The organism is Microbacterium enclense (assembly GCA_038182865.1).
Lineage (GTDB): Bacteria > Actinomycetota > Actinomycetes > Actinomycetales > Microbacteriaceae > Microbacterium > Microbacterium enclense_B.
On the sequence record CP116226.1, the window covers coordinates 371827 to 395976 of the forward strand.

Here is a 24150-nt window from a genome sequence, read left to right on the forward strand (position 1 = left end):
TCCACCGGGGAGGCGCACCGGCGAGATGGTCAGTCCTGGGCGAACAGCGTCAGCGTGATCTCGCTGCCGTAGCGTCCGCTCTCGGCGTCCGCCGGGATGGTCAGCGACAGGTCGGCGCTGACGGCCGTCTCCCCGACCCGCTCCACGCGACCGGCGGACGCGAGGGTGGCGGGACGCTCGAGGGTGGCCGTGTCACCCGCGTTCGCCCCGGCCTCGGAACGCGCGATGCGCGGCGTCCACGCGAGGTTCTCCGCACCGAAGGAACGGTTGCCCGCGACGAAAGCCGAGGCCGAGCCCGACAGGGTCCACCCGCGACCCTGGGCCTGGGCCTCGTTGCGAGTGTCATCGACGACGACCTCGGGGAGCACCGCAGCCCCGTCGGCGAACACGACCGGTCCCTCGAGAGCGGGCAGCGCCATGCTCAGCTGCCCCTCCGCGGCGACCAGCGGGACCGAGGCCTCGACGCCGACCGCGTCGCCCTCCGCCTCCGCGTGACCGAGGAAGTCGAAGATCGCTTCGCCCACATCGGTGTTGTCGAGGTATGCACCGCGGGCGAAGTCCCACTTCGTCGCGCGCGTCTCGAGCACCTCGGCACCCGCGCCCTTGGCGTAGAGCGGCACGAGGGCGTTGGTGTGGCCACCCGAGTGCCACGACACGTTCGGCAGATCGCCCGCCGAACCGGTCAGCGCCGTCCACCCCTGCGTCTCACCGGTACCGGGGCCGGCGAGGTAGCCGGTCTCGTGGTCGGCCGTGACGACGACGAGCGTCTCGTCCCAGCTCGAGTTCGCCTCGACCCACTCCGTGACCGCGTCGACCGAGTCGTTGAACGACAGCTGCTCTTCGACGATGCGTGTGGTCTGGTTGGCGTGACCCGCCCAGTCGACCGCGCCGCCCTCGACCATGAGGAAGAAGCCGTCCTCGTCCTTCTCGAGCACGTTGAGCGCGGCCTTGGCCGACGTGGCGAGCGAGGGGACGTCCACATTCACGGCGTCGGTCCACGGCGCCACGGTCTTGTTCTGAACACCGGGCCGGTTGTACTGGAACGTCTCGGCGACGCGCGCGAGGCCGAACAGCTTGTCGGGGACGTTCTCGCCCGCCGCGACCTTCTCGAACTCGCTCTTGCTCTCGACGTACGAGAACGGCGTCTGCCCCTGCGTCACGCGGTCGAAGTCGGCCTGCGAGATCCACGACCCGGCACCGAAGTGCGAGGAGCGCGAGGTGTTGGCATCCGTGTAATTGGGGTGCCCGCCGCCGATGAGCACGTCGACGCCCGAATCGATCATCTCGGTCGCGAGACCGTGGTAGTCGTTGCGGCTGGCGTTGTGCGCGATGAAGCCGGCCGGGGTGGCGTGGTTGAACGGCACGGAGGTGACGAGGCCGACCTTTTTGCCGACCTCGAGCGCCTGCTCGCCGACCGTCAGAAGACGCTCCCCGTCGGCGTCGAAACCGAGCGTGCCATTGGTCGTCTTCACGCCGGTGCCGAGCGCGGTACCCGCGGCGGCCGAGTCGGTCGCCCCCGACGCGACCCATCCGAAAGCGCCCCATGCCTCTTCGGGCGAGTACGAAGCACGGCCGCTGGCCGAGTAATGCGACTGGCCGACCTGCACGGGGAACGCGTCATAGACCTCGCTCGCCGTACCGGGGACCTTGGTTGCGACACCGCTGTTCGGGGTCACCTCGACCTGTTGGTAGCTCACGCCGGTCTCATACAGACGAGCGGCGTCGAACTGGTTGTACCCGCCACCGTCCGAGATCAGGACGATGATGTTCTTGGGCAGGGCGGCCTCGTCGGTCTCAGCCGAGGCGGCGAGGGCGGGAGTCGCACCGAGGGCGACGCCCGCGACGGTGCTGAGGACGATCAGACGGCGCGTGCGTCCGGTCGTGCGCGTAGTCATGGCTTCTCTTTCTGTTCCATAGGGGGTCACCGGCCGTCGGGCCGGCCAGAACCCACGGTGACGGAACAGGTCGTCCTGAGAACGACTCTCACCACACGCGCCCGTGAACATTCAGCCCGCTCGTTCACCGTTCGGTGAACACTGAGGTGAGATCTGGCGTCCGCGGGGAGAAAATGGCACCATTCGCCCCCGCCGAGCGGCGGGGGTCGGGAGCGCTACTCGGCGGGGTTCCGCGCCCGCGAGGGCTGCACCCGCGGCGGCTCGCCCGGCATCTTCGGAAACTCCGGCGGGAACGGCAGCTCTCCCAGACCTGCCTCGAGATCGCGCTCCCACCACTCGAGCAACGTGTCGATCCGCCCGGGCTCCGCGGCGAAGTCGGCCCACGGATCGCCGGTGGATGTCAACCGCTCCGGGATCGAGCGGACGGTGAACGCCGTCGGGTCGAGACCGTCCAGCTCGTCCCACGCGATCGGCGTCGACACCGTCGCTGTCGGCAGCGCACGCGGCGAGTACGCCCCCGCCATGGTGCGGTCACGGTTCGCCTGGTTGAAGTCGACGAAGATGCGTTTGCCGCGTTCTTCCTTCCACCAGTTGGTCGTCACGGCATCCGGCATCCGTCGTTCCAGCTCGCGGGCGGCGGCGATCACCGCGTGCCGCACATCGAGGAACTCGTGGGTCGGCTCGATCGGGCAGAAGACATGCAGGCCACGGTTGCCGCTCGTCTTGATCCAGGCCTCGAGCCCGGCCTCGCGGAGCACTTTCCGCAACGCGTGCGCCGCCGTCGCCGCCTCCGCGATGCCCGTGCCCGGCTGCGGATCGAGGTCTATGCGCAGCTCGACCGGGTGGTCGGGGTCGGTGGCGAGCGACGCCCACGGATGGAACACGATCGTGTTCATCTGCGCCGCCCACACGGCGGTGCCGATCTCGCTGACGATGAGCTGCGGGTGCCGACGCCCGCTGTTGTAGGTCACCGTCACCGCCTCGACGAAGCCGGGGGCGCCTTTGGGCGGGTTCTTCGAGAAGAAGCTCTCCCCCTCGATCCCCTCCGGGAAGCGCTCGAGCGATACGGGCCGGTGCCCGTTCGCGGCCAGGAAGGGCTCTGCCACGGCGATGAAGTACTCAGCGAGCTCGCGCTTGGTGATCCCGACCTCGGGCCACAGAACGCGATCGGGGTTCGAGATGCCGATCTCACGGTCGCCCTCCGGGCCCGGCACGGTCAGCGTGATGCGAGGGGATGCCATGCCCTGACGCTAGCGCCGCGCCCGCTGCCGTGTCTCCCCGTTGCGTCGCCGCGCTCGACACGCGATGGCGCGGGCGGCACGGACCCCGACGCGTGAGGGAGCGAGCAGCGTGGGCCTCGATGTGCGAGGGGGCGAGCGTGGACAGCGCGAGGCTGGCCGGGCGGGCGTGAGCGGGGTGGGGACCGTGAGGGTCAGCGGACCGTCGGACGCCCGGGCGGTGCGGAGCCGGGCGGTGCGGAGCCGGGCGGCGCCGAGCAACGGGACAGGGAGACCGTGTCCACCCCGGGGCCCGGCATCCGGTGTCCGTTTACGCTCGGACCATGACCTCCGCCGCCGCCCGCACTGCCCTCGACATCGCCGATTGGCGCCGCCGCGTGTTCGCGCTTTACGAGGCGGTGCGCGAAGCCGACGACCCCGAGGACGCGCACGAGCTGTGGCGCATCGAGCGCGACGCACTCTTCGCCGGTCACCCCGCCACTCCCCTGCTGCCGGAACAGCGCGAGACGTTCGGCAGGCTGCCCCTCGCCCCGTACGACGCCGCGTGGCGATTCGAGGTGCCGCTGCTCGACACCGACGACGCGTCTTTCGTCGCGACCACCGGCACCGACGGCGAGGTGGGCTTCGAGCGGATCGGCCGCGTCGACCTGCCCGATACCGGCTCGCTCGACGTGTGGCGTCTCACCTCCTATGGCGGAGGCCTGTTCGTGCCGGTGCGGGACGCCGCGGCCGGTCGCCCGGGCGGCACCTACGGCGGCGGTCGCTACCTGCTCGACACGATCAAGGGCGCCGACCTCGGACGGGGCGCCACTCCCGAGACGCTCGTGATCGACTTCAACTTCGCCTACAACCCGTCGTGCGCGTACGACCCGATGTGGGCGTGCCCGCTCGCGCCCGCGGGCAACGTGCTCCCGGTCGCCGTGCCGGTGGGCGAGCTGTACGGCGTCTGACGACACGGATGGCCGCAGCGGCGGCATCCGCCCCCCGCCCCGCGGCACCCGCCCGGGCCGAACTCCTGAGGAAACGACGACTTCTCGCCCCCCGCCGCACGCCAGGAGCACAAAGCCGCGAAAACTCAGGAGTTTCGCCCACCCAGCGGCACCGGGGACAAACACCCGCGGCACCCGCCCCGAGCCAAACTCCTGAGGAAACGACGACTTCTCGCCCCTCGCCGCACGCCAGGGGCACAAGGCCGCGAAAACTCAGGAGTTTCGCCCACCCGGCGGCACCGGGGACAAACAGCCGCGGCACCCGCCCCGAGCCAAACTCCTGAGGAAACGACGACTTCTCGCCCCCCGCCGCACGCCAGGGGCACAAGGCCGCGAAAACTCAGGAGTTTCGCCCACCCGGCGGCACCGGGGCGGCGACCGCCCGGCCCGAGCGCTTACTCCGCCAGTGCGATGACCGGCGCGAGGTCGGCGCGCGACAAACGGATCCACGGACCCGCGGGGTCGACCAGCAGACCCGTGAGGCCCTCGTCGCCCGCGAGCGCCTTCGAGAGTTGCTCGGGCTTGAGCGGCACGGGCTGGTCGCCGCGGCCGAGGGCCAGCAGCTCGAGCGGGTGTGAGAAGACCTCGAGGAACCGATCGCCGGAGGCCGACCGCGATTCGGCGACACCGACCGGGCCCCCCTCCTCGGTCTGGTTCACGGCGATCCACAGCGGGGCGCCGTCGAGGATCGAAGCGATGATCGTGGATGCCGTCTCGTCGGTGCGCTTCTCACTGAGCGCCGTCTTGATGCGCAGCTGCTCGTCGGCTTCCGCGACCATGCGCTCCAGGAGAGCGTGCGGGAGGACGGCGCGGGCATCGCCCGAGGCGGGGTCGAGCACGACGCCGGCGTAGGGTCCGCCCAGCACGTGACGGAGCAACGCCATGACGGGCTGGCCCATCGCGGAGGTGTCACGGTCGCCGTCGGCCTCGACGCTCTTCGTGAGCGCCTGCCCGCTGCTGTAGGCGAGCACGAGCTGCTCGTCGCCGCGGGTAGCGATGGCGAGCGGCAGATCCTTGCCCTCGGCGAGGAGCGCGCGGGCGTCGCCCTTGACGCGGAGGAAGACGTGGCCCTGCAGGAGCTGGCGCGCGACGTTGAGCAGCTGAGCGGGTTCAGGTTGTCCGGTGATCTCGGCGAGCGCCGTTGCGAGCAGCGCGTTGTCACGAAGGCCCGGGACCGACTCGAATCCCTCGGGTGCCTCCATCGGGCCGGGCTGACGGGCCGAGGGGCGCGCGGCGACCGGCGGCGTCGAAGGCGTCTCGGGGGCGGCCCCCACCCCGCGGAACGAGGAGGTCGAGATGGTGACGTTGGGGGCCGGCGCGGACTCGGGCTCGACGCCGGCGTCGCTCGGGCCGCTGGGGTCGACGGGCTGCTCGCCCGGCTCGATCGCGGTGTCGGGGCGGTCGTCGGACTTGTTTCGGCGCGAGAAGAGTGCCATCAAGCCAGCCTAGCCTCGTGGCCTGTCCGGCAGTCCCCGTCGGGTGAACTCGGAGGTGACCCCAGAAGAGACCTCGGAAGCGACCTCGGTTCAGAGCTTCGTGATCGGGGCGATCTTGATCAGCAGCTTCTTGGGTCCGACCGTGTCGAAGCGCACGTGCGCCACGCGCTTCGCGCCCTCGCCGGTCACGGCATCCACGCGTCCTTCACCGAAGTCGTCGTGACGGATGCGATCCCCCGCGGCGAGCACCATGTCGCCGTTGTCGCGCACCTTCGCCGGAATGCGGTTGGGGAACTTGCTCGGGTCGGCCGGCGCACGCTTGGGCAGCGGCACGAGGTCATCGCCGTAGCGACTGCCTCCACCGGTCTGCCCGGGGCGACGACCGCGGGCGTTCAGCGCACGCGATTGCGTGCCACCGCGGCCATTCACGTCGCCCGGCGACTGGCGCCAGTCGATGAGGTCGGCCGGGATCTCCTGCAGGAACCGGCTCGGCATCGCCACGGTGACCTCGCCGAACTGCGCGCGGGTCATCGCGAGGGAGACGTGGAGGCGCTTGCGTGCGCGCGTGATGCCGACGTAGAACAGCCGCCGTTCCTCTTGCGGCCCACCCGGCTCGTTCGCCGAGATGCGGTGCGGCAGAAGGTCTTCTTCGACGCCGGTGAGGAACACGGCGTCGTACTCCAGGCCCTTCGCCGTGTGCAGCGTCATGAGCGACACGGAGCCCGACGCGTCGTCGAGGTCGTCGGCATCCGCCACGAGGGTGACCTCGGTGAGGAAGTCGATGATCGTGCCCTCGGGGTTGTTGCGCGCGAACTCGCGAGTGACCGCGATGAGCTCGTCGAGGTTCTCGAGGCGCGCCTCGTCTTGCGGGTCTTTGCTGGCGCGCAGGGCGTCGAAGTAGCCGCTCTTGTTCAACAGCAGCGTGAGGCCTTCGGTCACCGAGGTGGAGGGGGCGAGCTCTCCGGATGCCGGGAGCATGACCGCCGTGGCCTCGGTCAGCACGGCATCGAGCTGGTCGATCGCCTTCTGCAGCTTGGGGCCGACGCCGATCTGTGCGGAGTTGGCCAGGGCATCACGGAACGTGATGTCGTGCTCGGCGGCGTAGCGGGCGATCGCCGTCTCCGTCACATCGCCGATTCCGCGGCGCGGACGATTGAGGATGCGGCGGACCGCCATACCGTCAGCGGGGTTGGCGACGGCGACCAGGTAGGCAAGCGCGTCCTTGATCTCGGCGCGCTCGTAGAACTTGGTGCCGCCCATGATCTTGTACGGCACGGCTGATCGGATGAAGATCTCTTCCAACGCTCGCGACTGGGAGTTGGTGCGGTAGAACACCGCGATGCCGGAGTAGTCGACGCCCTTCTTGTGCAAGGCTTCGATCTCGTCGGCGACGAACTGCGCCTCGTCGTGCTGCGAGTACCCGGTGAAGCCGATGATCGGGTCGCCCGCTCCGACGTCGGTCCAGAGCTTCTTGTCTTTGCGGTCGAAGTTGTTCGAGATCACCGCGTTGGCGGCCGACAGGATGTTCTGGGTCGAGCGGTAGTTCTGCTCGAGCAGCACGACCTTCGCACCCGGGTAGTCCCGCTCGAACTCGCTGATGTTGCGGATGTCGGCACCGCGAAACGCGTAGATCGACTGGTCGGAGTCACCGACGACGGTGAGGGACGCCGCATCGTCGCCCGCGGGCTCGGCGTCGAAGATCATCATCCCGCCCGATGAGAACGGCTCCGCGTCCGATCCGACGGGGCGCGTCAGCTCGTGGATGAGCGCGTACTGCGCGTGGTTGGTGTCTTGGTACTCGTCGACGAGGATGTGCCGGAACCGCTTGCGGTATCGGTCGGCGACCTGGGGGAACGCGCGGAACAGGTAGACCGTCTGCGCGATGAGGTCGTCGAAGTCGAAGGCGTTGGCCCGCTGCAACTCGCGCTGATACGAGGAGAAGATCTCGACGAAGATGCGCTCGGCCGGATCGCTCATGTTCGCGGAGCGCGCGTACGACTCCGCGTCGGCGAGCTCGTTCTTCAACTTCGAGATGCGGCTCTGCGTGCCCGCGGGCGTGAGGCCGAACGAATCGCCCTCGTGCTCCTTCACGAGCCGCTTGATGAGCGCGCGCGAGTCGCCGGAGTCGTAGATCGTGAACGCCTTCGTGAAGCCGAACTGATCGGCCTCCCGCCGGAGGATACGGACGCACGCGGAGTGGAACGTCGAGATCCACATGCCGTCGGCCTTCTGCCCGATCAGCTGGTGAACGCGCTCGCGCATCTCGCCGGCGGCCTTGTTCGTGAAGGTGATCGCGAGGATCTGACTCGGGTACGCCTCCCGCGTGCGCAGCAGCGAGGCGATGCGCCGGGTGAGCACACTGGTCTTTCCCGACCCTGCTCCCGCCACGATCAGCAATGCCTGGCCGCGGTAGGTCACGGCCTCGCGCTGGGGGCCGTTCAGGCCCTCGAGGAGGTCGGCGTCGGGGCGGGCATCCGACGGTGCGGGACCGCCGACGATCAGGGGCGTGGAGGCGTCGGTCATGGCGCCTTCAAGTCTAGGCGGGGCCTCCGACATCGGCCTCTCCCCTCCCGGCATCCAGGACCGCCCGTCATGATGGACGCATGCGCCTGATCCTCAACATCCTGTGGCTCGTCCTGTCGGGCTTCTGGCTCTTCGTGAGCTACTTCTTCGCGGGGATCATCCTGTGCATCCTCATCGTGACGATCCCGTGGGGCATCGCCGCGTTCCGCATCGGCCTCTACGCCCTGTGGCCGTTCGGGCGCGAGATCGTCGCGAAGCCGACGGCGGGCGTCGGCTCGTTCCTGGGCAACGTCGTCTGGGTGATCCTGGCGGGCTGGTGGCTCGCCCTCGAGCACATCATCACCGGGATCGTGCTGTGCGTCACGATCATCGGCATCCCTCTCGGGATCGCCAATTTCAAGCTCGTGCCCGTGTCGCTCATGCCGCTCGGTAAAGAGGTACGCGACATTCGGCGCGGCGGCCCGTTCGACCGCACGCTCGGGAGCTGACGCCGCGCTACGGTGTCGAGCGCCCCGCGGACCTGCGCGGAAGGGCGAGCAGGATGCCGACGATCGTCACGACCACCCCGACGACGGCGCTCACGGTGACGAGTTCGGTCGGGATGTGGCCCTCGCGCGCCCCCGTGAGTCGCGCGAGATCCCAGGGCAGGATGCCGAACTGCTCGTTCCACGAGCGCAGCGCGTCAGCTGCGCCCACCACGGCGATCGTCACCGAAGGCAGGGCATACGCGACCCCCATGCCGGCCAGCGCGATTCCGGTTGCGCGACGACGACCCAGCTGCGGACGCAGCGACCACCCGGCGACGACGAAGACCCACGCGAGCAGCGCGAACGCGACGGCGAGATAGAGCACGCGCACGATCGGGATCGTCCAGAGCGCCGGCCAGACTCCTTCGGGCCCCGACACGGAGATGACTCCCAGGGCCAGGATGCAGCGAAGCACGAGAGCGCCCCCGACGGCGGCGATGATGGGCCACGGCGAGCGCCTTCCGAGCAGCAGTCGCACGATGATCGCGAAGAAGAGCCACCCGAGCACCGCGAGCGCGGCCCCCCAGAGTCCGTCGCGGGGCGTCTGCACGACGCGCGTGGCGACGAGCACGCCTGCGGGAACGATGATCATCAGCCAGCGATCGAGCGGCAGCAGCCCCAAGCTCGATTCGCTCGCCCGCCAGGGACGCGTGGACGCGATCCAGCTCGCCCGCGCCGCGGCGGCACCCGGACGCCGCACGAGTCGGGTGCGCGCGGCGACCATGCCGACCACGACCCACACGACACTGAGCGTGAGGAGAAGACGTGCGATCCACTCGGTCGCCCCGTTGACCGTCATCGGTGTCCGCGCGAAGGGATCGACCAGCACGGCCAGGACCGCGCCGAACACCAGCAGTCCGCCGGCGACGACCAGAGCCAGGATGCCTCGCCCCGCCGCCGTCGCCATGCACCTACGTTACACAGCGCTTCTCGACGGTCTGGCCGCTCCGCGTCAGCCGCGGTCGTGGAGCGTGACGTGGTATCCGTCGGGATCGGCGAACGTGAAAGTGCGGCCGAACGGTCCGTCGATCGGCTCCTGGACGATGCGGTGTCCGTCCGCGGCGAGGGCGTCGTGGATCTCCTGCACGCCCGTGGCATGCAGCCAGAGGGCGACCCCGAGGCCGGGGTGGGCGATGGCATCCAGGTCGGTGCCTTCGACGAGGTCGCGCAACGCGAACGCGATGGGCGCGGTGGTGAAGACGACGGCGTGCGGCGGTCCGGCGGGCGAGCGCTCGAGGCCGAGGTAGCTCTCGTAGAACGCCTGCGAGGCGGCGAGATCGCGCACCTGGAGGGAAAGGAAGTCGGGTCCGGTGACAGGCATGCCATTCTCCTTGTGTCAGTTATCTGACACAGAGCGTATGTCAGAATACTGACATGGCGCAAGAGGTAATCGATCTGGACACGTCGCTCGGCTATCTCCTGAAGGAGGCGGCGAGCGCCCTGCGCACGGCGATGGAGGAGGTCCTGCGGCCGCTCGGCATGACGATCACGCACTACTCCTGCCTGGAACTGCTGTCGCAACGGCCCGGCTTGTCGAACTCCGACCTCGCCCGCGGGGCTTTCGTGACGCGGCAGTCGATGAATGTGCTCCTCCGGACACTCGAACGCGACGGCGTCGTCACACGCCCCGACGAGGCCCCGGTCGGCAAAGCTCTCCCGACGCGACTGACACCGAAGGGGCGGCGATCGCTGGAGGTGGCGAGCGCCGCCGTGCGATCCGTCGAGCGGCGCATGCTCAGCGGGATGACGGATGCCGAGCAGGCCGCCGCCCTGCGCGCGCTGCGGTCGATGGCGACATCGCTCCGCAGCTGACGCACATGGTCAGATTGTGTAACAATCTGACCATGCTTCCCGCCCTCGCGATCCTCGCCGCGGCGCTGTGCTTCTCCACCACCGGCACCGCGCAGGCGCTCGCCGGCGTCGACGCCTCGCCGCTCGCGGTCGGGGCGGCGCGGATCGTCGTGGGCGGCGGCATCCTGGGCCTGCTGGCCCTGGCGCGACGCGAGCGAACGTCGACACCCACCGGATCGCGACTGTCGACGGGGGCGCTGATCGCCGTGGGAGCTGTCGGCGTGCTCGCCTACCAGCCCCTGTTCTTCCTCGGCACGCGTGAGAACGGCGTCGCCATCGGCACCGTCGTCGCACTCGGCTCGGCGCCGATCGCGACAGGGATCGTGGATGCCGTGCGCTCGCGCCGCCTCCCCTCCGGACGGTGGGCGCTCGCCACCGCCGTCGCCCTGACCGGCGTCGTGCTCGTGTCGGGGCTGACGGGCGGAGCGGTGGCGCTCGCACCGGGCGGCCTTCTCGCGTCGGCCGGAGCGGGCATGTCGTATTCCCTCTATACGGTGTGCGGAAAAGCGCTGATCGAGCGGGGATGGAACTCGACGCGCGTCATGGGCACGGTGTTCGGCGTGGCTGCGGTCGCGAGCCTGCCCGTGCTGCTGGTGGCGGGGGCCTCCTGGCTCACCACCCCGAACGGCCTCGCGCTCGCGCTCTGGCTCGGCCTTGTGACGACCGCTGTCGCCTATCTCCTGTTCGGATGGGGCCTCGCGCGCCTGACCGCCGTCACCGTGTCGACACTGACCCTCGCCGAACCGCTGGCCGCGACCTTGCTGGGCCTGTTCGTGCTGCACGAGCAGCTCACGATCGTGAGCGCGGTCGGTCTCGCGCTCATCGCGGTGGGTCTCGCCGTCGTGTCGGTTCCCTCTCGTCGCCGTCAGGAGGTTCCGGATGCCACGGCCCCCGCGTGACGACGCCCCCGGCACAGCACCGGGCTCACGTGAGCGCGCGATCGCCGCTCCCGGCGGACGCCGATCCACGGCACCGCCACCCGGCCCGCGCGCCGCCGACATCGTCGCGGACGCGGTGCGCGCCGGCATCCTCTCGGGCGCGCTCGCTCCCGGTGCTCCCCTGCGCGAGGAAGAGCTGAGTGCGACCCACGGCGTCTCCCGGCACACCGCCCGTACGGCGCTCACCCGACTCGCCGCCGAGCGGCTCGTCACCGCCGAACCGTACCGGGGTGTGCGGGTGTCGCTGCTCGATGACGACGCGCTCGTCGCTCTGCAGCAGCTGCGATGCGCCCTCGAGACGGAGGCGGTGCGGATCGCCCGGGATCGCGGCATCCGTCCCGCCGACGTGGACGATGCCCTCGACGCCCTCGCCGCGGCCGAGGCATCCGGCGACTGGCCCGCCACCCTCGAGGCGCACGCGCGCGTGCATCGTGCCCTGGTCGATGCGGCGGGCAGCCCGCGGATCGCCGAGGAGTATCGCCGCCTCGACTCCGAGATGCACCTCCTGCTCACGCACGTGCGACCGGCCTACGCGCCCGGTGCGCTGACGGCGGAGCATCGCGCCTACGTCGACGACGCCTGGGCGGATCCCGAGCGCGCGGTGCGCGCACACCTGGACCACTCGACGCGGGCGATCATCGACGGGCGGCGCGGGCGCGCCACATGACGACACATCGCGTCACCTCTCGCAACGCGCCTAGGCGCCCCCGGCCGTCCGGGTTAGCGTGGGGACACATCGCGGCGATCCGGGCGGTCCCGGGCCTCGGCTCATAACCGAAGGCGTGGCGGGTTCGACTCCCGCCGTCGCGTCCACTCAGCCGCCGGAGTCGCGACGCACGAGGATTACTCGCCCGCGAAGAAGTCCTCGTCGACCTTCAGAAGCTCGATCGCGTTAGCCACCTGCACTCCCACCCGGTGCCGCATCATCAGTTCCGTGAGTCGATCACCGTCGACGAGCGCGATCTCCTGAGGCACTCGTTCGGCTGCATCCACCGCTTAGGAGCGGGCGGAAGAATTCAAACCACCGCGGGATTGTCGACACGCGTTCTCGGTCAGGATTCTCGGTCACGAACCTCAAACTATCCGAGCGGCACGAGGTGGGATCGATGAGACCGTCCACCAGACGCCCCTGATGCCACACGCCACGTCATTCGGCGCGCAGTCGCCCCACGCGCCCGACATCGGGGGCAGCCGGAGCGTTCCGCGGCTTTCGCCGCGCGGTATCGCCCGCGCCCACGCGGTTGCTCCGCTCTGTCAGCGCGACCAGACCGAGGTACTGATCCGCACTCCAGCACACAATGCGGCCGCGATGGTCCTTCGTGCGGGCCAGGATTCCGGCATCTTGGAGCTCGGACAGCGCGCGGTGCGCCGCCGTCGTCGAAACCGCGTGTCGCTCCGCGACACTCTTCAGAGTGACGACCGGCTCGACCGCCAGGCGATCGAGCACCTTGCGAACGACCGCATCGCTGCGCGGGACGGCCGGCCGGACCTGCCGCTCGCGACGGTGACGAAGGAGCGTCTCGAATGTGGCGGCATCCAATTCGGCGACGTCGTCGGCGAGACGCACCGCGTTCTCCGCAGCCAGCTCTGCGGCGCGGGCGAACGAGATGACCCATTCGTCCAGGCGAGGGGGCTCCGCGCGGTATGCGGTCAGGCCGGAGATGTAGGCATCGGTGTCTCCGGCGAAGACCGTGCTGATCGGGATCAGGATCTCCCGGAGCGCATCGGCGCGGCGAAGCACCGTATGGATCAGCGCGCGTCCGGTGCGTCCATTGCCATCGATGAACGGGTGAATGGTCTCGAACTGCGCGTGCGCGATCGCAGCTCGAACCACCGGGTTGCCCTCGGTGCCCGTCACGAAGTCCGCGAGATCAGCGACGAGGCGCGGCACCTCGGCTTCCGGCGGAGGGACGAAATCGGCGCGGATCGGACTCCACCCGGACCCACCCACCCAGTTCTGCTCAGTGCGAAGCCCCCGCGGGAGAGATGGCTCGATGATGTGCTGAAGACTCTCGATATCGTCCACCGTGATGGGGCGGGTCCGGTCGGCGAGCGCGGCGACCGCGTCTTCTGTCGCGCGCACATTGGCGATGACGTCGAGGGCGACGCGCGAGCCGTGCTGCAGAGACTCCGCGATCGCGAGTCTCTTCGGCGTCACGCGATTGCCCTCGATCCATGACGAGGAGATGCTCTCGGAGCGGACGAGCAGGTGCGACAGGTAGGCGGCCTTCGTTCCGAGACGCTCGTCAGCACGTGCCAGCACGACGAGTGCGTCGGCGGCAGCGCTCTGTGCCCGTTCGCCCAACAGGGGAAGGCCCGGCCCCAGTTCCTGGGGCACGTACGCGCGATACTGCCCGGGCGCGCGGTCGCGCCTGCTGAGCTGTCCGCCTTCGGTCGGCGCCCAGACACGATCGACATAGGGTGCCACGATTACCTCCTTAATTAACTTTAAGTGCACGAGAGTTAATAGTGACCGGCCTCCCCCTCACATTGCCAGCCGGAGAAAGAAGAGATCCACCCGCTACCCTCCCCCTCATGCGCCACGTCGCTTTCGTCCGCAATCTCAATCAGGGACAACGCGGGCACGCCTCCACCGCCGACCTCGTCGCAGCTTTCGCGGACGCCGGATGCCAGAACCCGACGTCCTTTCAGAGCAACGGCACCCTCGTGTTCGAGGGAGATGCGACCCTCGCCGCCGATGCGCTGTCCGCCCTCGCGGCGCGCACCGGTGTCACGCGCGAGGTCTTCACGCTCGGTCTCGACGAGCTGGCTGGCATCGTCGCCGCACACCGCGACACCGAGGACGCCGCACGGCGCGAACTCACCCTCCACGCTCCGACGACGATCGCCCTCGATGAGCGCACGGCCGCGGAGGCGAGGCGGCGACGCTGCGTAATCGTCGCCTCGGGGCCGGGGTGGGCCGTCACGCGGAACGAACGTGATCGCGAATCCCACGCCACCCCCGTGATCGAGCGCCTCACCGGCGCTCCGGCGACGTCGCGTGGCATCCCGACTCTCACACGCCTCATCGACCGCTTCGCCCCGCGGAGCTGAGTGCGGCCGCGGGGCGCCGCCGACCGTTGAGTGTCCACAACACCCGGGCGCCTCGCGAATCCGTCCGGGTGTTCTGGACACTCAACGGTCTGGAACGACGCGAGCGCCCCGGGGAGGGGCGACGCCCAGCGGGCAAGCGCGTCAGGCCTCGGCAGCCACTCCCGCGCCTCGCGCCGGCGCTCGACGCTTGCGCACCTCGCGCAAGACGATCTGCTCGGGACACACCGTCGAGAGGAAGTCGCCGACCGACAGCGCGAGGCGCTCCCCGACCAGCGAATACAGGATGCGGTTGGCATCCCGTCGCTCGGAGATCAATCCCGCCTGGCGCAGCACGCCGAGGTGCCGCGAAATGGTGGGGCCGCTCGCGTCGAAACGCGCGGCGATCTCGCCCGCCGCCATCTCGCCGTCTTTCAGATCCTGAAGGATCTGCCGCCGGGTGGGATGCGCCAGGGCCGCGAAGATGTCGGATGCCGCGTCGCTCATGATCCCAATGTAGCACTGAAGCTAAATTGCGTGTAGCTTCTGAGCTAAAGAGCAAAGGAGTCATCATGCGAGTAGCAATCACGGGTGGGACGGGGTTCGTCGGACGGCACCTCGCGGCACGCCTCGACCCGACCGAGACGGTCGTCATCTCGCGTCGCACGGGCACCGACATCGACGATGTCGAGGCTCTGACCGAGGCGTTCCGCGGCCGCGAGGCCGTCGCCCACTGCGCGGGCATCAATCGCGAGATCGGCGATCAGACGTTCCGCCGGGTCCATGTCGAGGGAACGCGCGCCGTCGTCGAGGCTGCCCGCCGCGCGGGGGTCCGCCGCATCGTCCTCCTGAGCTTCCTCCGTGCACGCCCCGGCACCCGCTCCGGTTACCACCAGACGAAGTGGGAGGCGGAGGAACTGATCCGCGATTCCGGCCTCGAGTACACGGTGCTCAAGTCCGGGATGATCTACGGCCCGGGAGACCACATGGTCGACCACGTCTCGCGCGCGGTGCGCACCTTCCCGATCTTCGCGACCGTGGGCTTCCGCGAACGCCGTGCGCGCCCCCTGCCGGTGGCGGACGCGGTCGATGTCCTCGTCGCCGCGCTGGAGGGACGGATGCCGAATCAGACCGTTGCCGTGATGGGCGCCGAGGAGCTCGAGCTCGGAGCCGCCGTCCGGCGCATCGCTCGAATCGCCGGCGGTCACCCGCTCTATGTTCCGGCACCGGTCTGGACCATTCGCGCTCTCGCGCAGGTGACGGAGTGGCTGATGGTCACCCCGCTGGTCGCCAAAGCGCAGGCGACGATGCTCGCGGAGGGCGTCACCGAAGCGGCCCCACCCGCGGCGGAGCCCCCGAGCGAGTTCCGTCCCTCCCGACCGTTCAGCGAAGACAGCATCCGCGAAGCACTCCCCGAGGGAGGCTTCGGGCTACGCGACCTCCGCGTTCTCCGCGGGCGGCGCACCGCGTCTCGGTGACGGCACCGGTCGCCACGGAGACACGGCGCGCCGCGGCGCGCGCAACAGCCGCTCCTACCGCGTCGTCCGGCGGAACAGGACGACGGCGACCGTCGCGGCCACCCCGAGGATCGCGACACACCAGACGAGGGCGATCCAGATCTGCCCACCGACGGGCTGCTGCGCCAGCAGAGCACGCACGGTGTCGACGATCGAGGTGACGGGCTGATTCTCCGCGAACCAGCGGACCGGCCCAGGCATGGTGCCGGTGGGAACGAACGCCGAGCTCACGAACGGCAGGAAGATGAGCGGGTAGCTGAAGGCGCTCGCACCGTCGATCGTCTTCGCCGCCAGCCCGGCGATCACCGCGATCCAGGTGAGGGCCAGCGTGAAGAGCATCAGGATGCCGATCACCCCGAGCCACGCACCGACGGAGGCGCTCGAGCGGAAGCCGAGCAGGAGCGCGACGCCCACCACGACCGCGAGTGACACGGCGTTCGCGAGGACCGAGGTGAGCACGTGCCCCCACAGCACGCTCGTCGAGGCGATCGCCATCGACCGGAATCGATCGATGATGCCGCCCTTCATGTCGAGGAAGAGACGGTAGGCCGTGTACGCGACGCCGGATGCCACGGTCACCAAGAGGATGCCCGGCAGCAGATAGTCGATGTACGCCGTGCCGCCGGTGTCGATGGCACCGCCGAAGACGAAGACGAACAGCAGCATCATGGCGATCGGCATGATCGCCGTCGTCACGATGGTGTCGGGACTGCGCAGGATGTGCCGAAGCGATCGGCCGGTGAGTACCGCCGTGTCGGCGAGAGCATGAGTGGTCATGATGTCTCCGTTCCGGTCGCACCCGTCGGGCCGACGATGGCGAGGAAGATCTCCTCGAGAGTGGGTTGCTTCTCCACGTACTCGCGGGTGGGCGGTGGAAACAGGGCGCGCAGGTCGGCGAGGGTGTCCTGAGCGATGATCCGACCGTCGTGCAGGATCGCGATGCGATCGGCGAGGTGCTCGGCCTCTTCGAGGTACTGGGTGGTCAACAGCACGGTCGTGCCCGCCGCGGCCAGCCCCCGCACGGCATCCCACACCTCGATGCGCGCGTGCGGATCAAGGCCCGTGGTGGGCTCGTCGAGGAAGATCACCGCGGGGTCCCCGACGAGACTCATGGCGATGTCGAGACGACGTCGCATGCCGCCGGAGTAGGTGGCCGCGGGGCGGTCACCGGCATCGGCGAGCGAGAACCGTGCGAGCAGGTCGTCAGCCACGCGACGCGGGTCCGCGACGTGTCGGAGCCGCGCGATGAGCACGAGGTTCTCCCGACCGGTGAGCACGTCGTCGACGGCGGCGAACTGCCCGGTGAGGCTGATCGAGGCACGCACGCGCACACCCCCGGTCGCCACGTCGACTCCGTCGACCTCCGCGGTTCCGCCATCACGGTCGAGCAACGTGGACAGGATGCGGACCATCGTGGTCTTGCCCGCACCGTTCGAGCCGAGCAGAGCAAGGATCGTGCCGGGAGCGACGTCGAGGTCGACACCCCTCAGCACCCGCACGTCTCCATAGGATTTCACGAGCCCCCGCACGCTGATGGCGGGGGCGGTCTGACTGATCGACATGCACGATCCTTCCGATTCGGTCGGCCGATGGGCGCACGAGATCATCGCCTCCGGCCGGCCGGGGCCGAAGGACGTGCGAGAAAAGGCGATCAGCGCCGCGTGCGCGCCGCCTCGTCGATGGCGCGCGTCAGACGAGCACGTTCGCGGCCGATCCAACTGCCGTCGCCGTAGTTGGCCATGAACTCTTCCGCGAAGACGACGGGATCGGTCCCGACGAGGTCACGGACAGGCGTACGGTCGGCCGCTCCCTGCTCGAGCAGATCGGCGAGATCCGTCACCATGCGGATGAGACTGTCCGTGTCGTTCGTGGGGCCGAGGTTCAGCAGATAGCGCTCCAGAGCGGCGGCCGCCTGGCGATAGGGCTCGGGCAGGTCATGCACACGCCGCCGATACTCGCGCCACTGCTTCTTGGCGCTCAGGTCACCGATGATCTTCTCGTACCAGGCCATGTCATTTCCCCTTCTCGCGGAGTGCTTCGAGCCGATCGGCGAGAAGCTCCCACGTCGTCCAGAATTCGGCGAGCTGAGCCCGACCGGTGTCGTTGACCGTGAAGACCTTGCGTGGTGGACCTTTCTCGGATGCCACCTTCTCGACGTCGACGAGACCGCGTTGCTCGATGCGCACGAGGATGGCGTAGACCGTCCCCTCGGCGAGATCCGTGAACCCGCGGGCGCGCAGGTCAGCCGTGATCTCGTACCCGTAGGCGGGCCTCCCCGCGAGCACAGCGAGAACGACACCCTCGAGGACGCCTTTGAGCATCTCGCTGTCTTGTTTCCCCACGCGGTACTCCTTCTCGCTGACTACCGCTACAAAGTAACACTGAGTACTGCTACTCCACAAGACTGAATACCGACCCGCGAATCACCGACAGGTCTCGAGCAGCCGAAAGGTCGGCGGCTCACCGCCGAGCGGGCGACCGCCTCCACCGGCGACACCTGCCATGCTGAATTCATGAGCGGCCCCGATCCCCAGGACATCCCCGTCGGCAGCGATGGCATCCGACTGAACCCGTTCCTGAAGTTCGCGGGCATCGTCGACTCCGGCGGCGACGCCAAGGAAGCCATCATCGACGGCTACGTGAAGGTCAACGGCGAGGTCGAGCGCCGCCGTGGGCGCCAACTCCAGGTCGGCGATGTCGTGACGTTCGAGGGGCGCTCGTTCCGCGTCCAGGCCTGAACGCGACGCGGACAGACGAGGACACACGAAAGGCCCGCCTCCCCGACGGGAGAGCGGGCCTTCGCGTTCGGCATCCCCCTCGGGGATGCCATCACGCCTCAGTGCTCGTCATAGTGGTCGGCGTGCAGCGAGTGGCGGTGGCCGTCGTGGACGTAGTCGACGTGGTCATCGTGCTTGACGCTCTCGTGACCGCACTCTTCGCCGTGAGCGTGCTCCTCGACCGTGTGCTCAGCCTTCGACTCGTGCTCGTCGTAGTGGTCACCGTGCAGTGCGTGGTGGTGGGTGCCGTGCACATAGTCGACGTGGTCGCCGTGCTCGATCTTCTGGTGGCCGCAGTCGTCGCCGTGGGCGTGCTCGTCGACGGTGTGCTCCGCGTGCGTCTCGGTGGTGGTCATTGCTCGTTCCCCTGCTCTTTCGGTTCCTGGACGTGGGCGATCGCATCGAGCACGACGTGCGCGACGTGCTGATCAGCCAGGGCGTATCGGATCTCTTTGCCCTCGCGTTCCGACGTCACCAGGCCGGCTTGCCGCAGCGTTCGCAGGTGTTGCGACACCAACGGCTGAGAGAGGCCCGCGCTCTCCGCGAGCGCGCCCACGGTGAGCGGTTCGCGGCTCAACAGCCACACGAGCGCGAGACGCGATTCGTTGCCCAGAACCTTGAAGAGTTCTGCGGCCTCGTCGAGCCCGGCGATCCTGTCCACGTCATCGAGAACATCACACACATAAACAGATTGCAATACGTTCAGGCAATCAGGAACGGTTCTCGTTCCCGTTATCGTCCAGGCCGTCGTCGCGAGGGTGCTCGAGCTTCATCCAGCCGAACTGCGCGGCATCCTGGATCTCCTCCGCCTGCTGCCGCCGAAGCACATGGCGACCGCTCCACGCCATCAGCGTCGCCAGCGCGATACCGACGACGACACCGAAGATGAGGCCCCACCACTCCACGCGGCGAGTCTACGAAGTCGTCACCCCTGGCGCCCCTTGAAGCGGGGGTTGAGCTTGTTGATGACGAAGACCTTGCCGCGACGGCGCACCACCTGGGCGCCCGGCTGCTTCTTGAGGGACTTGATCGACGCTCGCACCTTCATGGCATCCTCCTTGTTGATAAGCGTTCTCATTAACAAGGTAGGGTGTCGAACGATCCCTGACAAACGAGAGGTGGATGCCATGCGTCGAACGATCGCCATCATGGGCGTCTGCGCCCCCGAACGCCGCACCTACGCCGAACGCACCGCGGTCGCCCTGACCAGACCCCTGCACCTGCTGCGCTTCGCCGACCTGCGTGCAGCTCACGCCCTGCCCCTCCCCCGCCCCCGCGCGACCGACGAGTTCGCGGTGGTGGACCTCGGTACCGACGTCGACCTCGTCCACGCCCTCCTCGCACGCGGAGGCGCCGAGGTCGAAGCGGTGTGCGTCGTGGACGCGCGGCACATGATCGGCGACCTCCTCGACGACGCCGCGCTCGTGGCATCCGCGGTCGCCGGTGACGCGCGCGGAGACGTCGGAGCCCGCGCGCGCCAGGCCGCTCTCGCGCTGGAGCTGGCCACGCGGATCGTCTGGGTGAACTGGGAGCAGGTGCCCACGGCGGCCCTCGCCGTCCAGATGGCGCTCGCCTCGCACCTGAACCCGAGCGCGGTGGTGCGGTTGTCGCGCGACCCGCTCAGCGACCTGCGATCGGACGCCGCCCACGAGGGAGAGATCCTCGAGCGCGCCGGGTGGGTCCGCGCCCTCAACGGCGAGCACGACCCGTACATGCGCGACAACCGCGTCATGACGGTGCGCTACGAGCAACTGCGACCGTTCCACGCGGCCCGTCTCTCATCGGCGCTCGACAGCCTCGACGACGGAGCCGCCGGACGCCTCATCCGCTCGGCCGGGTTCTGTCGGCTGGCCTCGCGGCCCGGCATCCTCGCGCGGTGGGAACACGTCGGCTCGGCGATGTGGATCGAACCGATCGGTGCCGACGACGGGCGCATGGGCCTGGGACAGGAGATCGTGTTCACCGGGCTCGACCTCTCGGCCCCGCGACTCGCGCATCTCCTCGACGGTGCGGCCCTGACCGACGACGAGCTCGCTGCGGGGCCCTCGGCGTGGGCGTCGTTCGACGACCCGCTGCCGGCCTGGCCCGCGGTGGAGACGTCGATCCCGGATGCCACCGACTGAGCGTCGTTTCGTCGCGAAGCGGCGCGGAGCCAAGGGTGCGGCGTGGCGAGCGGAGGAGAAACCGCCTGGGGAGCACAGATGCCCCGACATTGGTCCTCCGCTCGCCGCATCTCCTCCCCTCGCGGCTCCCCCGGTACCCGCGAGCCGCACCTCCCCTGCCACCGCCACCGCCTCCGCGCAACCCCGGTCCCGGGCGACCCTCACGTGCGGCAGCGTGGGCGCATGAGCACTCCTGACATCCCCTCCCGCCACTCCGACGACGCGCACGCCGACTCCGCCGCCCCGACCGACGCCGTCACGGACGAGGTCCGCCAAGACGCCGCCGAGTCCGAGGAGCACGTCGACCTCCCCGATGACACCGGAGACGCCGCCGACCCCGGCTTCCCGGCAGCCGAGGGGCACGCCTGACCGCGTCGGCGTACATCGGAATCTCCGGCTGGCGTTACCCGCGCTGGCGCGGGGACTTCTACCCGCGCGGGCTCGCGCAGCGTCGCGAGCTCGCGTATGTCGGCGACAAGCTCGACAGCATCGAATTGAACGGGTCGTTCTACTCCCTGCAACGACCTTCCAGCTATCAGCGATGGCGAGCGGAGGTGCCCGACCGATTCGTCTTCGCCGTCAAAGGGTCGCGCTACGTCACGCACATGCTGCGTCTGAACGGCGTCCACACCGCGCTGGCGAACTTCTTCGCCTCCGGCGTGCTCGCGCTCGGCTCTTCCATCGGGCCGTTCCTCTGGCAGCTCCCGGAGCGCGTGGAGTTCGACGCCGAGGTCCTCGACGACTTCCTCCGGCAGCTCCCCCGGACCACCGGGGACGCCCTCGCGCTCGCGCGAGAGCACGACGAACGACTCGACGGCCGCGACTGGCTCGAGATCGAGGCCGACCTCCCGCTGCGCCATGCCCTGGAGCCGCGGTCGGCCTCTTTCCTCGACCCGGAGGCGATCACGATCCTGCGCGCGCACGGCGTTGCCCTCGTCCTCGCCGACACCGCGGGGCGGTGGCCGGCATTCGACGCGCTCACCGCCGACCACGTCTACGTGCGCCTGCACGGATCCCGAGAGCTCTACGCGAGCGGATACACCGACGCCGAGCTCGACGCGTGGGCCGACCGGATCCGTGGCTGGCTCGACGGCACCGCCTCGGGCGACGGGATGCCACGGGACGTGTACGCCTACTTCGACAACGACGCGCGAGGCCGGGCTCCGTACGACGCGATGGCGTTGGCCGCGCGACTGCGCTGAGCACCCCGCCCCGCGCGCTCGGTCTCAGGCGATTCGGGTCCCCGGCGGAAGACGCTTCGCCGGAGTCCGCGTGCGTGCGACGCCCCAGGCCAGCAGACCGCCCGCGATGATCAGTTGCACGAGCAGGCCGATGAACCAGCTCGGCGCCGTTCCGGCGACCTGGTCCTGCGCGGTCTCGTACGGAGGAATGTCGGGTGCCACGCACCCGTCGAATCGCGTCTCGGTCTGAGGCGCCTTCTGCGCGGTGCGCACCCCGTAGGAGATCTGCGAGAACAGATCGCGCGGATAGCCGTCGACGTAGGTCGGAGGCGTCGCATCCGCGAGGATCACGAACGGGTTGGCCGTGAGCACCCACCAGACCCGGTCGAAGCGCGGTACCTCCGAGGTGTACCGGTTCTCGATGCACGGCAGCTCGTCGTAGGTCGGGCAGCTCGCGCCCTGGTTCAGCAATCCGGGGTCGCACCCCTCCGGGAGCGCGTTCCAGTCGATGTCGCGCGAGATGGAAACCTGCTCGGTCCGGAACGCGAGACCGCCGAGGCCGAAGGCGATGAGCGTGCCGATCGTGAGCGCGGCGACGACGAGGTACGTGCTCGCCACCGAGAAGATCGGCCGCGCGACGACCGCGCTGAAGCCCACCCCGATCGCCGCGACGACTCCGACCTCGAGGATCAGGATGCCGAGCGAGGTGGCGATCACGGCGGGGTTCAGCTGCCCGGCGGCCGTCGCGATGACGAGGAACGGCAGCGCCACGACGAGGAACGCGAGCCCGGAGATCCACGCGGCGAGGAACTTGCCGATCACGATCTCCGCCGTCGTGACGAGGGTCACCTGCACGGGCGCGAGGGTCGCGGCATCCCGATCCCCGTTCACCGCGCTCCCGCTCAGCGTCGGCGACACGAGCAGGACCAGGAGAAGCACGAGCATGATGACGAGCGAGAAGAACCACTCGTTGCCCCCGTTGCCCAGCGCGAACGACGCGAACGACAGCGCCAGCACACCGATGAGGATGACGGCGAAGATTCCGAGCAGTACGTACCAGCCGACCGAGCGCACCCGCTGGCGCAGTTCGATGCCGATGACGGTGCGAAGACGATGAAGGCTCATGCGGGGCTCCCCTCGCCGCCCGGGGCGACTCTCAGATCGAGGAAGGCGTGCTCGAGGTCGCCCACCGCCGGGGCGAACTCCACGACCGCGACGCCCGCACCCACGAGCGCACGCAGCCCGGCGACGGCGCTCGCGTCGTCGGCGAAGGGCACGAGCAGATCACGGCGATCGACCCCGACCTCGTCCACCGATCGACCGAGCGCGGCCGCCACATCCGCGCGAGCGGCGTCCGCCCCGCGAGACGGATCGGCGACGAGCCGCACCCGCCACGACCGCAGTCGTGTCGCCGCCGCCGCGACCCGGTCGACTCCCACGGTGCGCCCGTCCATCATGAACACGGCGTCGTCGACCACCTCTTCGAGCTCCGACAGCACGTGGCTCGAGATGAGGATGGTGCGCCCTTCGGACGCGAGCCGTCGGAGCAGCACGCGCAGGGCGATCCGCGCCTGCGGGTCCAGGCCGGAGGCGGGCTCATCGAGCAGCAGCACGCGCGGGTCGTGGACGAGGGCACGGGCGAGCGCGAGGCGCTGCTTCTGTCCGCGGGAGAGGACGCGCGCCGCAGAGTCCGCGAGAGCAGCCAGGTCGACGAGCTCGAGCAGCGCATCGGCGCGGGCGCGGGCGTCGGCCCGCGACAGGTCGTACAGCTGTGCCGTGGCGACCAGGACCTCACGCGCGGTGAGACTCGGCCACGCTCCCAGGGAGTCCGGCATCCATCCCAGAAGACGGCGGGCACCGGCGGGATCGGCGATCGGATCGACGCCGCCGATGCTCATGTCGCCGGCGTCGGGCCGCAGCAGCGACGCCAGCATGAGCATGAGCGTCGTCTTGCCCGAGCCGTTCGGTCCGACGAGTCCCGTCACCCTGCCCGGAGCCACCGAGAAGGTCACATCCTGCACCGCGTGGACGGACCCGAAAGAGCGCCGCACCCCCGTCGCGTCGATCCCCACATCCATGCGCCCCA

The 24150-nt window shown here is 69.5% G+C and carries 30 protein-coding genes and 1 tRNA gene; 12 read left to right on the top strand and 19 right to left on the bottom strand.

The genetic code is table 11. The features are described 5' to 3' along the window. Window positions 1-29: 29 nt before the first annotated feature. Both PIR02_01680 and ligD read right to left on the bottom strand, forming a co-directional pair. Entirely contained in the window at window positions 30-1895 is a 1866-nt protein-coding gene (locus PIR02_01680) for an alkaline phosphatase (GenBank protein ID WZH37384.1), read from the bottom strand. A gap of 215 nt (window positions 1896-2110) precedes the next feature. Next, on the bottom strand, window positions 2111-3136 hold the full coding sequence (ligD, locus tag PIR02_01685; GenBank protein WZH37385.1) for a non-homologous end-joining DNA ligase: 1026 nt from the start codon (window positions 3134-3136) through the stop codon (window positions 2111-2113). Between the two features lie 320 nt (window positions 3137-3456). On the opposite strand from ligD, the gene PIR02_01690 reads away from it, so the two are divergent. Next, window positions 3457-4083: a DUF1684 domain-containing protein gene (locus PIR02_01690; GenBank protein WZH37386.1), complete on the top strand. Its 627-nt coding sequence runs from the start codon at window positions 3457-3459 to the stop codon at window positions 4081-4083. Window positions 4084-4517: 434 nt separating this feature from the next. Here the strand turns inward: PIR02_01690 and PIR02_01695 are convergent, their stop codons facing one another. After that, a complete protein-coding gene (locus PIR02_01695) occupies window positions 4518-5558 on the bottom strand; it encodes an SseB family protein (protein ID WZH37387.1) in 1041 nt (346 codons plus the stop codon). Window positions 5559-5648: 90 nt separating this feature from the next. Continuing rightward, complete coding sequence (locus tag PIR02_01700) at window positions 5649-8081, bottom strand: 3'-5' exonuclease (GenBank protein ID WZH37388.1); 2433 nt, start codon at window positions 8079-8081, stop codon at window positions 5649-5651. 80 nt (window positions 8082-8161) lie between these two features. Here PIR02_01700 and PIR02_01705 point away from each other — a divergent pair, with 80 nt between their 5' ends. Further along, window positions 8162-8569 carry a YccF domain-containing protein gene (locus PIR02_01705; protein ID WZH37389.1) on the top strand — a complete coding sequence of 136 codons (408 nt, stop codon included), beginning with the start codon at window positions 8162-8164 and terminating at the stop codon, window positions 8567-8569. A 7-nt stretch (window positions 8570-8576) separates the two neighbouring features. Here PIR02_01705 and PIR02_01710 read toward each other — a convergent pair whose 3' ends face one another. Together PIR02_01710 and PIR02_01715 are read right to left on the bottom strand one after the other, a co-directional pair. Beyond that, window positions 8577-9515: a hypothetical protein gene (locus tag PIR02_01710; GenBank protein WZH37390.1), complete on the bottom strand. Its 939-nt coding sequence runs from the start codon at window positions 9513-9515 to the stop codon at window positions 8577-8579. 45 nt (window positions 9516-9560) lie between these two features. Next, on the bottom strand, window positions 9561-9929 hold the full coding sequence (locus PIR02_01715; protein ID WZH37391.1) for a VOC family protein: 369 nt from the start codon (window positions 9927-9929) through the stop codon (window positions 9561-9563). Between the two features lie 53 nt (window positions 9930-9982). Between PIR02_01715 and PIR02_01720 the strand changes: the two genes are divergently transcribed. The 4 genes from PIR02_01720 to PIR02_01735 all read left to right on the top strand — a co-directional run bounded on the left by PIR02_01720 (window position 9983) and on the right by PIR02_01735 (window position 12210). Further along, entirely contained in the window at window positions 9983-10420 is a 438-nt protein-coding gene (locus PIR02_01720) for a MarR family transcriptional regulator (GenBank protein WZH37392.1), read from the top strand. A gap of 32 nt (window positions 10421-10452) precedes the next feature. After that, window positions 10453-11358 carry an EamA family transporter gene (locus PIR02_01725; GenBank protein ID WZH37393.1) on the top strand — a complete coding sequence of 302 codons (906 nt, stop codon included), beginning with the start codon at window positions 10453-10455 and terminating at the stop codon, window positions 11356-11358. Continuing rightward, the gene (locus PIR02_01730; protein ID WZH37394.1) at window positions 11339-12064 is read left to right on the top strand and encodes a GntR family transcriptional regulator; all 726 of its coding nucleotides are present in this window, start codon (window positions 11339-11341) and stop codon (window positions 12062-12064) included. The genes PIR02_01725 and PIR02_01730 overlap by 20 nt, the downstream gene beginning before the upstream one ends. A gap of 70 nt (window positions 12065-12134) precedes the next feature. Beyond that, a tRNA-Met gene (locus PIR02_01735) sits at window positions 12135-12210 on the top strand. A gap of 30 nt (window positions 12211-12240) precedes the next feature. Here the strand turns inward: PIR02_01735 and PIR02_01740 are convergent. Then, entirely contained in the window at window positions 12241-12372 is a 132-nt protein-coding gene (locus tag PIR02_01740; GenBank protein WZH37395.1) for a hypothetical protein, read from the bottom strand. A gap of 172 nt (window positions 12373-12544) precedes the next feature. Then, a complete protein-coding gene (locus PIR02_01745; GenBank protein WZH37396.1) occupies window positions 12545-13825 on the bottom strand; it encodes a Fic family protein in 1281 nt (426 codons plus the stop codon). Window positions 13826-13932: 107 nt separating this feature from the next. Here PIR02_01745 and PIR02_01750 point away from each other — a divergent pair, with 107 nt between their 5' ends. Continuing rightward, the gene (locus PIR02_01750) at window positions 13933-14451 is read left to right on the top strand and encodes a DUF1697 domain-containing protein (GenBank protein WZH37397.1); all 519 of its coding nucleotides are present in this window, start codon (window positions 13933-13935) and stop codon (window positions 14449-14451) included. A 141-nt stretch (window positions 14452-14592) separates the two neighbouring features. Here the strand turns inward: PIR02_01750 and PIR02_01755 are convergent, their stop codons facing one another. Next, window positions 14593-14934 carry a metalloregulator ArsR/SmtB family transcription factor gene (locus PIR02_01755; GenBank protein ID WZH37398.1) on the bottom strand — a complete coding sequence of 114 codons (342 nt, stop codon included), beginning with the start codon at window positions 14932-14934 and terminating at the stop codon, window positions 14593-14595. Between the two features lie 65 nt (window positions 14935-14999). Between PIR02_01755 and PIR02_01760 the strand changes: the two genes are divergently transcribed. Beyond that, window positions 15000-15905, top strand: coding sequence for an NAD(P)H-binding protein (locus tag PIR02_01760; protein WZH37399.1), 906 nt, complete (start codon window positions 15000-15002; stop codon window positions 15903-15905). 54 nt (window positions 15906-15959) lie between these two features. Here PIR02_01760 and PIR02_01765 read toward each other — a convergent pair whose 3' ends face one another. The 4 genes from PIR02_01765 to PIR02_01780 all read right to left on the bottom strand — a co-directional run bounded on the left by PIR02_01765 (window position 15960) and on the right by PIR02_01780 (window position 18286). Then, on the bottom strand, window positions 15960-16721 hold the full coding sequence (locus PIR02_01765) for an ABC transporter permease (protein WZH37400.1): 762 nt from the start codon (window positions 16719-16721) through the stop codon (window positions 15960-15962). Continuing rightward, a complete protein-coding gene (locus tag PIR02_01770; GenBank protein ID WZH37401.1) occupies window positions 16718-17506 on the bottom strand; it encodes an ABC transporter ATP-binding protein in 789 nt (262 codons plus the stop codon). The genes PIR02_01765 and PIR02_01770 overlap by 4 nt, the downstream gene beginning before the upstream one ends. Window positions 17507-17595: 89 nt before the next feature. Beyond that, complete coding sequence (locus PIR02_01775) at window positions 17596-17955, bottom strand: DUF1048 domain-containing protein (protein WZH37402.1); 360 nt, start codon at window positions 17953-17955, stop codon at window positions 17596-17598. A 1-nt stretch (window position 17956) separates the two neighbouring features. Further along, complete coding sequence (locus PIR02_01780; GenBank protein WZH37403.1) at window positions 17957-18286, bottom strand: PadR family transcriptional regulator; 330 nt, start codon at window positions 18284-18286, stop codon at window positions 17957-17959. 171 nt (window positions 18287-18457) lie between these two features. On the opposite strand from PIR02_01780, the gene PIR02_01785 reads away from it, so the two are divergent. Then, window positions 18458-18682 (top strand): RNA-binding S4 domain-containing protein, encoded by a 225-nt coding sequence (locus PIR02_01785; protein WZH37404.1) that lies wholly within the window; start codon window positions 18458-18460, stop codon window positions 18680-18682. A 98-nt stretch (window positions 18683-18780) separates the two neighbouring features. Here the strand turns inward: PIR02_01785 and PIR02_01790 are convergent, their stop codons facing one another. The 4 genes from PIR02_01790 to ykgO are packed head-to-tail and all read right to left on the bottom strand — an operon-like array spanning window position 18781 to window position 19769. Next, the gene (locus PIR02_01790; protein ID WZH37405.1) at window positions 18781-19077 is read right to left on the bottom strand and encodes a hypothetical protein; all 297 of its coding nucleotides are present in this window, start codon (window positions 19075-19077) and stop codon (window positions 18781-18783) included. Beyond that, the gene (locus PIR02_01795) at window positions 19074-19382 is read right to left on the bottom strand and encodes a metalloregulator ArsR/SmtB family transcription factor (protein WZH37406.1); all 309 of its coding nucleotides are present in this window, start codon (window positions 19380-19382) and stop codon (window positions 19074-19076) included. Before PIR02_01795 ends, PIR02_01790 begins: the two co-directional genes overlap by 4 nt. Before the next feature lie 49 nt (window positions 19383-19431). Further along, a complete protein-coding gene (locus PIR02_01800; GenBank protein ID WZH37407.1) occupies window positions 19432-19626 on the bottom strand; it encodes a hypothetical protein in 195 nt (64 codons plus the stop codon). 20 nt (window positions 19627-19646) lie between these two features. Continuing rightward, window positions 19647-19769, bottom strand: coding sequence for a type B 50S ribosomal protein L36 (gene ykgO / locus PIR02_01805; protein ID WZH39065.1), 123 nt, complete (start codon window positions 19767-19769; stop codon window positions 19647-19649). 79 nt (window positions 19770-19848) lie between these two features. Here ykgO and PIR02_01810 point away from each other — a divergent pair, with 79 nt between their 5' ends. From PIR02_01810 to PIR02_01820, 3 genes are all read left to right on the top strand, one after another. Next, entirely contained in the window at window positions 19849-20844 is a 996-nt protein-coding gene (locus tag PIR02_01810) for a GTP-binding protein (GenBank protein WZH37408.1), read from the top strand. Window positions 20845-21066: 222 nt separating this feature from the next. Then, entirely contained in the window at window positions 21067-21252 is a 186-nt protein-coding gene (locus tag PIR02_01815) for a hypothetical protein (protein WZH37409.1), read from the top strand. Next, a complete protein-coding gene (locus PIR02_01820) occupies window positions 21249-22085 on the top strand; it encodes a DUF72 domain-containing protein (protein ID WZH39066.1) in 837 nt (278 codons plus the stop codon). Before PIR02_01815 ends, PIR02_01820 begins: the two co-directional genes overlap by 4 nt. 24 nt (window positions 22086-22109) lie before the next feature. On the opposite strand, the gene PIR02_01825 is transcribed toward PIR02_01820, so the two are convergent. Both PIR02_01825 and PIR02_01830 read right to left on the bottom strand, forming a co-directional pair. After that, a complete protein-coding gene (locus PIR02_01825) occupies window positions 22110-23189 on the bottom strand; it encodes an ABC transporter permease (GenBank protein WZH37410.1) in 1080 nt (359 codons plus the stop codon). After that, on the bottom strand, window positions 23186-24142 hold the full coding sequence (locus PIR02_01830) for an ABC transporter ATP-binding protein (protein WZH37411.1): 957 nt from the start codon (window positions 24140-24142) through the stop codon (window positions 23186-23188). Before PIR02_01830 ends, PIR02_01825 begins: the two co-directional genes overlap by 4 nt. Between the last annotated feature and the right edge of the window lie 8 nt (window positions 24143-24150).